Here is a 14,175-nt window from a genome sequence, read left to right on the forward strand (position 1 = left end):
TTTTAATACTTATGTTATTAACACAATTTTTTAGTTGCAAAATGGAACCAGAATTTGAATACGAAGCCAATACAGGAGCCCCTATGGGATATCCCGCAGAAGTATATAAAGGTGAGTTTATAAATACCAATAATGGTAGCTCTATGAGTTTATGGGGGAGGGATAACAGCAGGTAATAGGCATTGGGGAACAGCCACAGGAGGGGGCTGGGGACATTCTAACCATGCACTTCCCGACCACTTGTACGTGATTTGGCTATCCTATGCCAAAGATTGTTTCTACAAGGTAGACACCCCGATTGACAAAGACAAAATATTTTCCCTTTTTAAAGAGGGATACCTTTGGATGGGGGCCAATAGCAATATACGCCACACAAATTATGATGAAATTACCGCAGGCTTTGCCCCTGGGGGCGTGGTGGTGGTTTGGGTGGCAGATGCTACCCGACAAGTAGAAATCAGGCGATATCAAGGTAGAAAGATTATAATTCCTCAAGAGGAAATAGATGCGTTGCCTCAAGAAGACAAATTGTTATTTGATAAAGAAAATCGAAAAGAGGTAAGGCAAGATAATAGCGTTATTCCTCAGGAGGTTATTGATGCCAACAAAATGCTAACAGTGATACTTATGCTGACTTAGTTATCTCTGTAAATCAAATGAATACCTATATGGTAGTCAGATTAATAGAAAATGGTAAGGAAATCGTGATTCCGACTACAAAAGTAGAAGCTTATTAATTTTTAATAGATTATGGCACCAACATTTGTTTATAACGCGGACGCCCCCAAAGAACCTATCGATGAAATACACCTAAAAGTAGTAATGTTGTTTGATGGTACGGCAAATAATCGAATCAATATGATGATACGAAAAAAGTATCACCAAATAGAAGAAGGAAAAGGTTTGACAATTTCTAAAGACAATGAAAAAGTGTATTGTTCTTTAGGTATAGAACGTACCTATAAAAATTTATGGAGGAAAAAACAAGACCGAACAGATAATAATTTTGCTAATGATTTTAGTAATATAGCAAGGCTATCTTTTAGTACAGAACCTAAAAAATATACAATCTATATAGAAGGTATTGATACAGAAGATAGAGAAGATGATTTTTTGTTCGAGCAAGCATTCGGTACGGGAGAAACAGGGGTTATAGCGTAAATTCAGATGTATTTTGGAAATAGAAATGCAAAAAAATATAAGAGGATATTAATGATTTAATACTCAAAAAAACTATGAAAAACATTATTTTAGCGATATTACTTATTTTGGGAAATAAATTGTATTCTTTAAAAAATACTACTGTTATAAATCAACAAGATATAAGAATCAAATAAGAGCAAGTTCATCGTTTAAAGAATCCTCGTGGAGGGTACAGCTTAATCAAACAGTATTATTTAAAAGAAACAAACGAACTATTAAATGGTTTTTATAAAATAATTATTGATAAAAATCATTTTTATACACTATATTTCGAAGATGGTATAAGAAATTTAAAAACAAATCCTTATATTAATATAATTAAATATTATCGAAATAACAGTATTTATAAATTAGAAGTTTTTTATCCAACTCTAATCACAACATCATATTATTCTTTAATTGTAAAGTCAAAAGGTTAACCGGATATAAAAAAATATTTTTGACGACACAACTATATCAACTTTTAAAATTAAGTGGAAAGCTACAAAATACTCTATACAATGGGTTTTTAAAGGAAATGAAAAAATAGCATATAAGTTTTTCTAAAATTAAATTATGTGAATAGTATAATAGTATACCAAAGATATGTAGAAAGTAGTGGCTAACTAAATATAAAATAGGTAATTATTATATGAAACTTCAAAATAAATTATGAAGAAGACTATTAGAAAATCAAAATATATGATATTTTTAAATTTGAAAAATCAAAAACAGATTATATATTAGATTATTATAATGCAAGAAGAAGTAAAAAATACTATCATTAGTATTTATTTTATATCTACTAAGTTGCAGTTTAAAACAAAAAACATTAAATAATACATTAAGAGAATCAATATTATTAAGCTCTAATGAAGAAATTTTAAGGGGAGACTATGTTAAATATATTGATGTAGACTACCGATATTTTGACTACAAAATAAAGGGATTTTTAAATATAAATCTACAAGAGAGGAAATTAATAATTTTGAGGCTAGCTTAAATATTTCCATAAAATTTTCACTCGATAAAATTTAAACAGACTCTAATATATTACTAATTTTTTGAGCTTTTTTAATGTTAATACAAGACAGGGTTGAAATTTATAGGAATTTCAATCCAAAATTCTTGAATAGATAATATACTTATTTTTCATTAATTAAAAATGATTTATAAAATTATAAATATTCTTAATCAAACATATAGAGCTACACTCTTAAAAAAAGGTGTGAGAAAAATCAAATTTTTAGGTTTATTCTCTTCCGAAATTTAAAGTTATATTTGCAAATATTTTTAATCCAAACCCCATAGCAATGTTCAGTACAGACCAACTATCAGAAATAAAACAACTTCTGACTCCACAAAACAAAATCGTCATTCTCACGCATTATAATGCCGACGGCGATGCCATAGGCTCAAGCTCTGGATTGAAACATTTTTTAGAAGCTATGGGAGTACATTCGGAAATCATTGTCCCAAACGACTTTCCAAAATTCCTGAAATGGATGCCGGATGCCAAAAAAATCACAATAGCAGAATACAAAAAGAAAGAAGCCCGCCAATTGATCAATCAAGCCGATGTGATTTTCTGTTTGGACTTTAATGCCTTATCCAGAATAGGTATTTTGGACGATTGGCTAAAGGAGGCAAGAGGTAAAAAAATCCTTATAGACCACCACCAGCAGCCAGAAACCTTTGACTATGTCTATTCCGATACTTCTATACCTGCAACCTGCCAATTGGTTTACAACTTTATAGAAGCTTTAGGCGAAAAAAAACGGATTAACCAAAAAGTAGCAGAGTGTCTCTACACCGGCATTATGACAGATACAGGGGGATTCCGCTTCCGCTCCACCAGTGCACAGACCCATAGGATAGTAGCGGAGCTTATAGAGTGCGGTGCAGAGCCGTCCGTTATTTCTTCTAACACTTGGGATACCAATACCGTATCTCGTCTGCATTTACTGTCCCTCATCTTGAGCAGAATAGAAATAGTGAATGATGGTACAGCTGCCATTCTTTGGCTCAAACGCTCGGAACTAAAAGAATATGACTTTCAGAAAGGTGATACAGACGGATTTGTGAACTATGGGCTGAGTATCGCCGGAGTCCGTTTATCGGCATTTTTCATGGAAGACCTTTATGAAGATTTTGTCAAAATATCTTTCAGGAGCAAAGGCACTTTAGATGTAAACCGGCTGTCCCGCAAGTATTTCAATGGCGGTGGGCATATCAATGCCGCAGGGGGTAGATACGAGCAAAGTATAGAAGAAGCCATAGAAGCCTTTAAGAAAGTTATTGAAAGCGAGTTTGTTTAGTTTTTTTAGTCTGTTTTTAAATCAATTAAGTTTAGCTTTTTCCGAAGAATAATTTATAGAGGTCGGAGATTTTTGATTTCTATATTTTCGTTTTTCCAAAAGAAAAAATCTTTCTTTTGCCAAAAAACCTAAAAACATTATATTTGTAGCTACTATTTTTTAATACATTTAAACATTATGAACCCAAAGCGTTTTATTTTATTAAGTCTAATAGGTAGCTCTTGCTTATTATTTTCGCAGAAGAAAAATTTTACAATGGCAGAGGCTGTCAATGGACTTCGTACAAATCTTGCAAGGAAAACCATCAGCAATTTTTCTTGGGATAAAGATAGCAAAGGCTATACTCAAATCGTGAAAGGTGGATATCTGCACACCGATTATCCATCTATGAAAACGGATACACTTGTATCTTTGTACCAGCTTAACCAGTATATGCCTGCTGGCAAAAAGCTTAGCTATATGCCTTATCTTACTTTTGTCAATCTCGAAAAGGCTTATTATAATGACGAGAACCACTATTACATCTTGGAAAAAAAGGGTGGTAGATGGACATTGAAAACTCTGGAAAACCTTCCAAAAGGGGCAGAAAATATAAATGTTTTGAATGATGGAGGGCTATTCGTCTATACGATAAAGAATAATCTTTATCTTCAGAAAAATAGTATTGTTGATACCATTAGCAATGAAAAAGATGAGAATATCATCAGCGGGCAGTTTGTTCATAGAAATGAATTTGGGGTTACTAAAGGAATTTTTCCCGCACCGGATAACTCTAAAATAGCATTCTACCGCAAGGATCAAACGATGGTAAAGGATTATCCTATTATCGATTGGTCTGTTGTCCCTGCAGAGAATCACAATATAAAATATCCTATGGCGGGAAAAACTTCGGAGCAGGTAAAACTGGGCGTGTATGATGTAAAAAGCCATAGTGTAAAATTCCTTGACATAGTGGGACCTAAAGATCAATATCTCACAGCAGTATCTTGGAGTCCGGACTCTAAATGGATTTTTGTAGGCATACTCAACAGAGACCAAAATCATCTGATGATGAATCAATACGATGCTGCTACAGGGCTTTTCGTGAAAACTTTGTTTGAAGAAAAAAATCCAAAATATGTAGAACCTCAGTATCCTATGGTTTTTCTCCCAAATTCTAATACAGAATATATTTGGCAAAGCCAAAGGACAGGCTACAACCACCTCTTTTTGTACGACTTAAAAAAAGGATTTATTAAACAACTTACAAAAGGAGATTGGCTGGTAAACAGTATTCTTGGTTTTAATGCGAAAGATAACGAAATATACTACGAATCCAGCGAGGCCTCTCCATTAGAAAAACAATTGTACAAAATAAATTGGAAAAGTGGTAAAAAGACCCGATTAAGCCAAATACACGGAACCCATTATGGTATTCTCAACAGTCAGGGAACTCTCGTTGCAGACTATTACTCAAACGATACCATACCGAGAAATATAGACATCATAGACACTCGTTCTCTGCAAACTAAAAATATTCTTACTGCAGAAAATACGTTAAAAGGTTTTGACAGACCACAGGTGAAGTTGGTTAATTTGAAAGCTGATGACGGTACGCCGCTCTACGGAAAAATCATTCTTCCGACTAATTTTGACCCTAATAAAAAATATCCGGCTATCGTTTATCTCTACAATGGTCCTCATGTACAGCTCATTACAGACTCTTTCCCTGTCAGTGGGAATCTCTGGTACGAGTATATGGCACAGCACGGCTATGTGGTTTTCACAATGGACGGAAGAGGCTCTTCCAATAGAGGCTTTAAGTTTGAAAGTGCTACATTCAGGCAATTAGGAACTAAAGAAATGGACGATCAGCTAAAAGGAGTGGCTTACCTCAAATCTTTACCTTATGTAGATAGCGATAGGCTTGGCGTACACGGGTGGAGCTTCGGAGGTTTTATGACGACGAGCTTGATGCTCCGCCACCCGGGCGTGTTCAAAGCAGCGGTAGCCGGAGGTCCTGTGATGGACTGGAAAATGTACGAAGTAATGTACACGGAACGATATATGGATACGCCGCAAGATAATCCGGAAGGCTATGAAACAGCAAATCTATTGGCAAAAACTAAAAATCTAAAAGGTAAGCTGCTACTCATACACGGGACTCAAGATGCCACTGTGGTATGGCAGCATACGATTGATTTCATTAGAAACGCTGTAAGTAACGGTGTGCAATTGGATTACTTCGTGTATCCCGGCTACGAGCATAATGTCATCGGAAAAGACCGTGTGCATCTAATGCAAGAAGTTACCGATTACTTCGATGAGAATCTGAAAAACTCTCCTACTACGAAGTAATAAGAGAGTTGTATTATATAAAAGTCAAGTTTAGATTGTTATTTCCATTTGATATTGCAGCCTAAGCTTGGCTTTTGCATTTTTTCTTGGGGCTGTCCTGCCAATAGATTTTCAAATGCAATGATTAAATCTTCTCCCGTTACCTCTTTGTTATTTCCGGGGCGGGCATCGTCCATCTGCCCTCGGTAGATAAGGTCTAATTTTTCATCAAAGAAATAAAAATCCGGAGTACAGGCGGCATCGTATGCTTTGGCTACGCTTTGGCTTTCGTCAAAGAGATAAGGGAATGTAAAGCCTCTTTCTTCCGCAAAATCAACCATCAGTTCCGGTGAGTCTGCCGGATAGTTTTCAATGTCGTTGGAATTAATTGCTATAAACTCTATTCCTTTGCCTTTGTAATCTTCGTAAAGCTCTGCCAGTTTATCGATAATATGAATCACAAACGGGCAATGGTTGCACATAAAAACAACTAAGGTTCCCTTTTCGCCTTTTAGTTCTTCCAAAGATTGAAGCATATTGTTTTTTGCAGGGTTGGGTAGTTCGAAAAAAGGTGCTTTGGTACCAAGTGCCAGCATATTAGAGGGTGTTCTTGCCATAATGATTGTAATTAAAATTTAAGTTAAACTTTCCAGCAAAGATACTAAATCTCTTTCGGAATAATCATAAGGCAGCCAATAAACATTGGGAAGACTGCGGTTCCAGGTCATTTGGCGTTTGGCATATCTCCGAGAGTTTTTTTTAATTTCTTCCACAGCAAAATCCAATGTCCATTCGCCGTCTAAATACTTGAATAGCTCTGTGTATCCCACCGTCTGTAATGCCACTTTATCCCTGTATGGGTACAAGGCTATGGCTTCTTCTTTCAATCCGTTTTCCATCATCATATCTACCCTCTGGTTTATTCTTTGGTAGATAATTTCTCTCGGTGCTTCCAAGCCTATTCTGATTGTGCGGAAAGGTCTTTTTTGTTTTGGCTTATTAATGATTTTGGAATAAGGTTCGCCCGTCTGAAAGATAATATCAATGGCTCTCAGTAATCTTCGCGGATTGTTTTTATCCACACTTTCAAAATAGTCTTTATCTAATTCTTCCAGAAGGTTTTGCAATGCTTCTATTCCTTCGGTTTCCAAAATTTTCTCCATTTTTTTTTGGTTCTCCTCATTGGCTTTGGGTAGAGAATTAAGCCCTTCGGTAACGGCTTTTTCGTACATACCGCTACCCCCTACCAAAACGATTTTGTCTTTATCAATAAATAAATTATCAATTAGCCCAAGAGCATCCTCTTCGTATTTCCCGATGGAATAATCGTCCCTAAGGGCAGACAGATGCCCTACAAAATGATGCTTTGCAGCGGCTAATTCTTCTTCAGAAGGCGAGGCGGTTCCTATCTTCATCTCCTGAAAAAACTGCCGGGAATCGCAAGATAAAATTTCAGTATCAAAGAACCGGGCAATGGCTATAGCCAGTTTAGTTTTCCCAATTCCTGTGGGACCAATGATAGAAATAAGCGTTTTCACAATAAAAGAATTATTGCACTAAATTCTCATAATATTAGCCCCTATAGATCTGAGTCTATTGTCTATATCTTCATAGCCTCGGTCTATTTGTTCTATATTATGAATAATGGATTGCCCCTCTGCGGATAGTGCTGCGATTAACAGAGCGTTCCCCGCACGGATATCGGGTGAAGTCATTACTGTACCTCTCAGCGGTATTTCATGGTTTAGCCCTATTACGGTAGCTCTGTGTGGGTCACAGAGAATAATCTGAGCTCCCATATCGATAAGCTTATCCACAAAGAATAAACGAGACTCAAACATTTTCTGATGAATCAATACACTGCCCTTAGCCTGTGTAGCCACTACCAGAACGATAGACAGCAAATCAGGCGTAAAACCGGGCCAAGGTGCGTCCGATACGGTAAGGATAGAGCCGTCTATAAATTTTTGAACTTTATAATGTTCCTGCGAAGGGATATAGATATCATCATTGCTTTTTTCCAATTGTATCCCTAGCTTTCTAAATGTACTTGGGATTACCCCCAGCTGGTTCCAATTGACATTTTTGATGGTAATTTCGGACTTTGTCATCGCGGCAAGCCCTATCCAAGAGCCTATCTCTATCATATCCGGAAGCATCGTATGTTCTGTACCGTGCAAGTGGGTTACTCCTTCTATTGTCAATAAATTAGAGCCAATTCCCGAAATCTGGGCTCCCATTCTATTGAGCATTTTACAGAGCTGCTGCAGATAAGGCTCGCAGGCAGCATTGTAGATACGGGTTTTGCCTTTTGCTAATACGGCTGCCATAATGATATTGGCTGTCCCCGTGACGGAAGCCTCTTCCAATAAGATGAATTTTCCATTTAATTCTTTGGCTTTCAGTGTATAGAAGTATTCCTCTTCATCAAAATGAAACTCAGCCCCCATTTCTACAAAACCTTGAAAATGAGTATCTAGTCTTCGACGTCCTATTTTATCACCGCCGGGGGTGGGCATATACGCCTCTTTGAAACGAGAGAGCATAGGCCCGAGAAGCATTACAGAGCCTCTAAGCTTGGTGCCGTCTTTTTTGAACTCTTTAGATTTTGTATAATCAAAATTTAGGTCATCGGCTTTGAATGTGTAGTCTCCTTTTCCATTTTTCTTCACTTTTACGCCTATATTTGCCAATATTTCTATGAGTTTATTGATATCTTGTATATCGGGAATATTTTTAATTCTCACCTCTTCATCAGTAAGAAGTACTGCACATAGAATTTGCAAAGCTTCATTTTTAGCCCCCTGTGGTGTTATCTCACCGCTGAGTCTTTGTCCGCCTCTAATCTGAAATGCACCGCTCATATTATTTTTTGGTTTTGTAGTTGTATTTTTTCTTATTGTAGCTATTGTGCTTCCTATTGTTTTTATTATTACTGTAGTAGATTTTGCTTTTTTCCAAAGAGTCTATATTGGTAAGGTCTAAGCGATTTTCGGAGAGTTCTTTTAGATGGCGGAATATTACATCGTCTTGTACATGTTCTTTATTGTAAACATTATACGCTTTTTTCATATTATTAGCGATGACTTCTATCAGAGCTTCTTTTCTTTCGCCTTCCTCGAGTTCCAATGCGCAATCTATCAGCTGCAAAATACTCTTACCGTAGAATTTATATTCTCCCTGTAACTCTGGATAATCCATTTTTTTTGGCTTTTGTTCAAGCTCTTCCAAAGTAGGGAAAGGGAATGGAGCATCTACATCCAAATCATATCCAGATAGAATATACAAGTGATCCCAAAGCTTGTGTGCATAGTTTTCTTCGTCACGCAGCTGAGGATTTCTCTGCCCGATAAAGCTGACAATGGCTTTTGCCACTTCGTTTCTTTTTTCTTTTTCGGGTATGGTCTTGCAGTATTCTACTAAATCTTGGATATGCCTGCCGTACTCCGGCATTCTTAGTGGTGTTTTCTTTGTATTGTATTCCATAATGCAAATATAGTAAATTTTGAATGCAGAATACATTAAATAATGATTACAAAATCAATTCATGTTCAAATTAGTTTCAAAATGATTTATAACTTTATAAATTGATAAGAAACAATCTTCTTAAATTATCTTGAATCTTTATTAAATTTTATTATTTTCCAAAGACAAGAGTTTTTATTAACTTTGCTCTCTTAAACTAAAATCGTATTTTGATGGCTAAAGCAAAGAAAGAAACTCCGCTAATGCAACAATACAATAGCATAAAGACTAAATATCCTGATGCTATTCTGCTTTTCAGAGTTGGTGATTTCTACGAGACTTTCGGTGAAGATGCCATCAAAACGGCTCAGACTTTAGAGATTGTTCTTACGAAAAGAAACAATGGCGGAGACGGGCAAAGCATAGAGCTGGCAGGGTTTCCCCATCATTCCATAGACTCTTATCTTCCAAAACTTGTAAGGGCGGGGTACAGAGTAGCTATCTGCGACCAGCTGGAAGATCCAAAATCAGTAAAAGGTATCGTGAAAAGAGGGGTTACAGAATTGGTAACGCCGGGGGTTACTTTCAATGATCAAGTACTCTCTTCCAAAAAGAACAACTTTTTGCTGTCCGTGCATCGCGAAAAAGAACGCTACGGAATGGCTTTGGTGGATATTTCTACGGGGGAATTGCTGGTAACCGAGGGGAATATGGAAAAACTTCTGCATATTGTTCATACATTTGCCCCAAATGAAATTATTCATCAGAGAACGGCTAAAATCCCCGAGCAAATAAAGTCTTGCGCTGTTTTCAAAATGGAAGATTGGGCATTCCAATACCATTATGCCTACGAAAAACTTACACAGCATTTTCAGACAAATTCCCTCAAAGGCTTTGGGATAGAGGACAAAACCCTTGCTATTGTTGCTGCAGGGGCTATTTTTGCCTATCTGGTGGAAGACACCCACCACAATCTATTAAGCCATATTACCAAAATAGAAAGTATCCCGCAAGAAGATTTTCTAATGATGGACGGCTTTACGCTAAGAAATTTAGAAATCATTAGCCCTACAAATAAAGACGGCAAAAGTCTGCTTCAAGTGATAGACTACACCGCTACGCCTATGGGAGGGAGACTGCTAAGGAGAAGGCTGATACTGCCTCTGAAGTCCGTAAATGAAATCAACAGACGGCTTTCCCTGATAGAGTTTTTCAATAAAGAGGAGAGCTTAAAATACCAAATTCAATCTTTGCTAAGAAATATCTCGGATTTGGATAGGCTGGTAGGAAAATTGGCGGCAGAAAAAATATCCCCGAAAGAAATAGGCTACCTTAGACAAAGTCTTGTCAATATTGACCAAATAAAAAAACTTCTACACCCTCACGCGGAAGTATTGGCGTGGCTCACCCCATTAAACAACCTTGATGAGCTGATAAAATACCTCTGCGAAAAGCTCAATGAAGAATTACCGGTAAATATTGTCAAAGGCTCGGTGATAAAAACCGGAGTATCCAAAGAATTGGACCGCCTGAGAACCTTGCAGTCTTCGGGAAAACAGTTCTTATACGATATGTGCGAAAGAGAAATAGAACGCACAGGAATCCCCAATCTTAAAATTAATTTCAATAATGTCTTTGGCTACTATATAGAAGTCCGAAATACCCATAAGGATAAAGTCCCCCAAGAGTGGATAAGGAAACAAACGCTGGTAAGTGCCGAGAGATACATTACCTCTGAACTGAAAGAATACGAAGACCAAATACTGGGGGCAGAAGAAAAAATATCACAGATAGAATATGCCCTTTATCAGGAAGTCTGTGGATATGTAATGGTGTTTTTGGACCAGATACAGGAAAACGCGCATATCATCGCACAGATGGATGTAGCGGTAGGGTTGTCAGACTTGGCTCTGTCCGAAGGTTACACCAAACCTATCCTCAATGAGGGCTATGCCATACAGCTGAAAGAAGCAAGGCACCCCATTATAGAAAAAACCTTGCCTCTCGGCGAAAAATATATCCCGAATGATATGTTCCTCGACCGAAAAAGTCAGCAAATCATTATGGTAACAGGACCGAATATGGCAGGTAAATCGGCAATCCTTAGGCAAACCGCCATAGTCTGTCTGTTGGCTCAGATTGGAAGTTTTGTTCCGGCTAAATATGCGGAAATAGGCGTTTTGGACAAAATATTCACGCGTGTAGGGGCTTCGGATAATATCTCTGCCGGGGAATCTACTTTTATGGTAGAAATGAATGAAGCCGCCAATATTCTCAATAATATATCGGATAGAAGCCTCATTCTTTTAGATGAAATCGGAAGGGGTACTTCTACTTACGACGGAGTTTCCATCGCGTGGGCAATTGCGGAATATCTGCATCAGCATCCTACAAAACCTAAGACGCTATTCGCCACCCACTACCACGAACTAAACGAAATGACACTTAGCTTTGAGCGGATTAAAAACTTCCATGTTTCCATTAAAGAAAGTAAAGGAAATATCATCTTTCTCCGAAAGCTACTCTCCGGCGGTAGTGAGCACAGCTTTGGTATCCATGTGGCAAAACTCGCGGGAATGCCGTCTAAGGTGGTGAATCGTGCCAACGAAATCCTCAAAACTCTGGAAGGAACACGCCAAAAAAACAGTACCTTGGACAAGATAAAAAAGGTAACGGAAGAAAATATCCAGCTGTCCTTTTTTCAATTAGACGACCCTGTTCTGGAAAACATTCGGGAAGAACTCTTGAAAATAGATATCAATACCCTGACGCCCATAGAGGCAATGATGAAACTCAATGCCATAAAAAAAATGATAGGGGGATAATATTCCTTAACAAAAAATCCCACTCTAATACCGATTAGAATGGGACAATTAAAGATTAAAAAGTTTTACTTCTACTGGGTAATCTCTATAGGGTTGTCATTAGAAGAAAGATATCCTTTCAATTTCTTCTCTTGTTCTTTTATTTTCTCTTGGAAAGAAGAGCCGTCAGGAAGTTTCATATCCTTTATCTGAGGATTGTTTAGCTGCATACGAAAGAGCCAAAAGGATCTTTTTTGTAATTGGCATAGGCTTTCTCAAATTTCTCTTTGGTAATCATCACCGGCTTTACCCCAAATGTAGCCATCATTTTTCCCATATATGGTGTAGCTTGTTCCTCGGTTATACTCTCATTACCTTTCAGTTCCCAGCTGTAATTATGTCCGGTATCTTCTATTTTAACGATAAGCCCCGGTAAGCCAAAGAACTTGTAAGGTCCGTCGTTCAGTGGTAAATCAGTCGTAAACCACGCTATCCAATGCCTTCCGCCAAAGTCGCACTCCGCTTTTTGTGTATGATAAGAGGTAATCGTCTGGGTGTCATTATCTAATTTCCAATTGATATTGATAGGCTCTTTGTACGAAAATCTACTTTGCAAAATATTATCTGTATAAATGATTTCCTTGGGCGGATAAGGCTTTGTAATATCGTAGCTAAACTTCCCATACTTTATACCGGATTTCTCCATATCAAAGAAATTCCCTATCTGCATTGCCTTTTCCATAAACTTCTTCATCAGGGAATCCTGAGACACCATCGTATAATCGCGATAAGCCGACTTGTCTTTCCAGATATCCAGAATAGTCATTACTTTTTCTGTTTTGGCAGAATCCTTTTTAGGCTTAAAGGTAAGCTCGTAGTAGAACCTATTGACCTTTTGAGAAAACATTAGACCTGTAATCAACAGAAAAAGAATAGAAGCTGTTTTTTTCATATATTATCTTTAAGATTATTTACGAATATAGTTTTTTCGTGAATAATGGACAAAACCTTAGTGTCTATTTAAAAATTAAAATCATAGTATTAAGTTTAATTATAAAAATTAATTTACAGTTACTTATACAACACGTTTCGTAACTTTATAGAAATAAACAAGTTAAGTTACAATAAAAAATTATCCAACCAACATTACTGATAATCAGTGGCAATTTATAAAAAATACTTTGAATTTCAACAATAAAAAGTGAAAATATTATTTGAGAATCATCTGGAACACCATTATGTACATAGTGAAAGCGGGCTACCAATGGCGAACGCTCCTCAATGAGTTTCCACTTTGGAAACTCATTGATTACAATTACAGCAAATGAACAAATGCAGATTTTTATTAGCGGTAAAGGTAACTGCTGCTAACATTCACGACAATAAAGCTGTAGATTTGCTAATGAACGTGTTGTACTATTTATCTTGGATTCCTATGAAAGTTATTTTTACGAATAGAGGCTATAGAGGTAAAATTAAGCTTGACAAAAGCTATTTTGCTATCAAGCAAGAATAGGCAGAGGAGCGAAAGACAAAATCCCTATTTCCGATATGTCTAAAAGAGAATAAAAAGAGTATATTCGAATCATTAAAATGGTTCAATAACAGAACTCTTTATTGATAAGTAAAATATATGGTCGTGCTTCCCAAAGTATGATATTCAAATCCATCCAAAATTGATGTAGAAAAAGATGATTTCAAAGGCTTTGATATGGTTTTCTAACTTTTTTGAAAAACAGAAAGTTTTCCGAACCGCTCGACGTATTCGATGCCTTAAAAGAGTATTGTTTCCCTCAATATCGGTGGTGTGTTTTTTACCAATTTTATACCTACTTCCTTGAAAAACAGAAACAAAAGCCTCCCAATTGTCCGTACAAATCTCATCAAAACTCACGCCCAATTTCTTCAATTTTTTCACGAAGTTTTTGAGCTGTTTTTATGTTTCGTTTGCCCCACACCCACGCCTCAATTTCCTTTGTTTCAAAAGAATAAGCGTAAATCAGCCACTTTTTATTTTTCTTTTTTCCTACAAAAGTCCAAAGTTCATCAACTTGTAACGATTTGTATTTGTTTTGTTTGGGGCTAATTTC

At 36.8% G+C, this 14,175-nt stretch carries 13 protein-coding genes and 1 pseudogene; 7 read left to right on the forward strand and 7 right to left on the reverse strand.

The window, feature by feature from the left end; translation table 11 throughout:
* The first annotated feature begins 41 nt into the window (after positions 1–41).
* The 5 genes from BLS89_RS11080 (at position 42) to BLS89_RS07945 (ending at position 5,837) form a co-directional block, all read left to right on the forward strand.
* Positions 42–176 (forward strand): DUF2931 family protein, encoded by a 135-nt coding sequence (locus tag BLS89_RS11080; protein ID WP_245688933.1) that lies wholly within the window; start codon positions 42–44, stop codon positions 174–176.
* A 70-nt stretch (positions 177–246) separates the two neighbouring features.
* Positions 247–639, forward strand: coding sequence for a DUF2931 family protein (locus tag BLS89_RS11085; RefSeq protein WP_245688935.1), 393 nt, complete (start codon positions 247–249; stop codon positions 637–639).
* Positions 640–750: 111 nt separating this feature from the next.
* A complete protein-coding gene (locus BLS89_RS07935; protein WP_092737282.1) occupies positions 751–1,161 on the forward strand; it encodes a hypothetical protein in 411 nt (136 codons plus the stop codon).
* A 1,334-nt stretch (positions 1,162–2,495) separates the two neighbouring features.
* A complete protein-coding gene (locus BLS89_RS07940; RefSeq protein ID WP_092737284.1) occupies positions 2,496–3,500 on the forward strand; it encodes a DHH family phosphoesterase in 1,005 nt (334 codons plus the stop codon).
* Between the two features lie 177 nt (positions 3,501–3,677).
* The gene (locus BLS89_RS07945) at positions 3,678–5,837 is read left to right on the forward strand and encodes a S9 family peptidase (RefSeq protein WP_092737286.1); all 2,160 of its coding nucleotides are present in this window, start codon (positions 3,678–3,680) and stop codon (positions 5,835–5,837) included.
* A gap of 38 nt (positions 5,838–5,875) precedes the next feature.
* Here BLS89_RS07945 and BLS89_RS07950 read toward each other — a convergent pair whose 3' ends face one another.
* The 4 genes from BLS89_RS07950 to BLS89_RS07965 are packed head-to-tail and all read right to left on the reverse strand — an operon-like array spanning position 5,876 to position 9,302.
* Entirely contained in the window at positions 5,876–6,433 is a 558-nt protein-coding gene (locus tag BLS89_RS07950) for a thioredoxin family protein (RefSeq protein ID WP_092737288.1), read from the reverse strand.
* Positions 6,434–6,451: 18 nt separating this feature from the next.
* Complete coding sequence (miaA, locus tag BLS89_RS07955) at positions 6,452–7,357, reverse strand: tRNA (adenosine(37)-N6)-dimethylallyltransferase MiaA (RefSeq protein WP_092737289.1); 906 nt, start codon at positions 7,355–7,357, stop codon at positions 6,452–6,454.
* Positions 7,358–7,372: 15 nt separating this feature from the next.
* Positions 7,373–8,680, reverse strand: coding sequence for a UDP-N-acetylglucosamine 1-carboxyvinyltransferase (gene murA / locus BLS89_RS07960; RefSeq protein WP_092737291.1), 1,308 nt, complete (start codon positions 8,678–8,680; stop codon positions 7,373–7,375).
* 1 nt (position 8,681) lies between these two features.
* A complete protein-coding gene (locus BLS89_RS07965; protein ID WP_092737303.1) occupies positions 8,682–9,302 on the reverse strand; it encodes a DUF4290 domain-containing protein in 621 nt (206 codons plus the stop codon).
* A 212-nt stretch (positions 9,303–9,514) separates the two neighbouring features.
* On the opposite strand from BLS89_RS07965, the gene mutS reads away from it, so the two are divergent.
* Complete coding sequence (mutS, locus tag BLS89_RS07970) at positions 9,515–12,106, forward strand: DNA mismatch repair protein MutS (protein WP_092737293.1); 2,592 nt, start codon at positions 9,515–9,517, stop codon at positions 12,104–12,106.
* Positions 12,107–12,177: 71 nt separating this feature from the next.
* Here the strand turns inward: mutS and BLS89_RS11090 are convergent, their stop codons facing one another.
* A complete protein-coding gene (locus BLS89_RS11090) occupies positions 12,178–12,315 on the reverse strand; it encodes a hypothetical protein (RefSeq protein ID WP_245688936.1) in 138 nt (45 codons plus the stop codon).
* Entirely contained in the window at positions 12,306–13,037 is a 732-nt protein-coding gene (locus tag BLS89_RS07975; protein ID WP_245688938.1) for a GLPGLI family protein, read from the reverse strand. The genes BLS89_RS11090 and BLS89_RS07975 overlap by 10 nt, the downstream gene beginning before the upstream one ends.
* A gap of 372 nt (positions 13,038–13,409) precedes the next feature.
* On the opposite strand from BLS89_RS07975, the gene BLS89_RS07985 reads away from it, so the two are divergent.
* Positions 13,410–13,601, forward strand: coding sequence for a hypothetical protein (locus BLS89_RS07985; protein WP_092737297.1), 192 nt, complete (start codon positions 13,410–13,412; stop codon positions 13,599–13,601).
* Positions 13,602–13,745: 144 nt separating this feature from the next.
* Here BLS89_RS07985 and BLS89_RS11345 read toward each other — a convergent pair.
* Positions 13,746–14,175 (reverse strand): annotated as a pseudogene (locus BLS89_RS11345) (IS1 family transposase); the annotation flags it as partial.

This window comes from Riemerella columbipharyngis (genome assembly GCF_900101995.1).
Lineage (GTDB): Bacteria > Bacteroidota > Bacteroidia > Flavobacteriales > Weeksellaceae > Riemerella > Riemerella columbipharyngis.

What these genes read in the sequence shown, in the direction of transcription:
- BLS89_RS07940 (WP_092737284.1), top strand. Translation starts at nt 2,496, where the DNA reads ATGTTCAGTACAGACCAACTATCAGAAATAAAACAACTTCTGACTCCA.
- BLS89_RS07965 (WP_092737303.1), bottom strand. Translation starts at nt 9,302, where the DNA reads ATGGAATACAATACAAAGAAAACACCACTAAGAATGCCGGAGTACGGC.
- murA (WP_092737291.1), bottom strand. Translation starts at nt 8,680, where the DNA reads ATGAGCGGTGCATTTCAGATTAGAGGCGGACAAAGACTCAGCGGTGAG.
- BLS89_RS07975 (WP_245688938.1), bottom strand. Translation starts at nt 13,037, where the DNA reads ATGAAAAAAACAGCTTCTATTCTTTTTCTGTTGATTACAGGTCTAATG.
- BLS89_RS07985 (WP_092737297.1), top strand. Translation starts at nt 13,410, where the DNA reads ATGAACAAATGCAGATTTTTATTAGCGGTAAAGGTAACTGCTGCTAAC.
- BLS89_RS11080 (WP_245688933.1), top strand. Translation starts at nt 42, where the DNA reads ATGGAACCAGAATTTGAATACGAAGCCAATACAGGAGCCCCTATGGGA.
- BLS89_RS07945 (WP_092737286.1), top strand. Translation starts at nt 3,678, where the DNA reads ATGAACCCAAAGCGTTTTATTTTATTAAGTCTAATAGGTAGCTCTTGC.
- BLS89_RS07950 (WP_092737288.1), bottom strand. Translation starts at nt 6,433, where the DNA reads ATGGCAAGAACACCCTCTAATATGCTGGCACTTGGTACCAAAGCACCT.
- BLS89_RS07935 (WP_092737282.1), top strand. Translation starts at nt 751, where the DNA reads ATGGCACCAACATTTGTTTATAACGCGGACGCCCCCAAAGAACCTATC.
- BLS89_RS11090 (WP_245688936.1), bottom strand. Translation starts at nt 12,315, where the DNA reads ATGCAGCTAAACAATCCTCAGATAAAGGATATGAAACTTCCTGACGGC.
- mutS (WP_092737293.1), top strand. Translation starts at nt 9,515, where the DNA reads ATGGCTAAAGCAAAGAAAGAAACTCCGCTAATGCAACAATACAATAGC.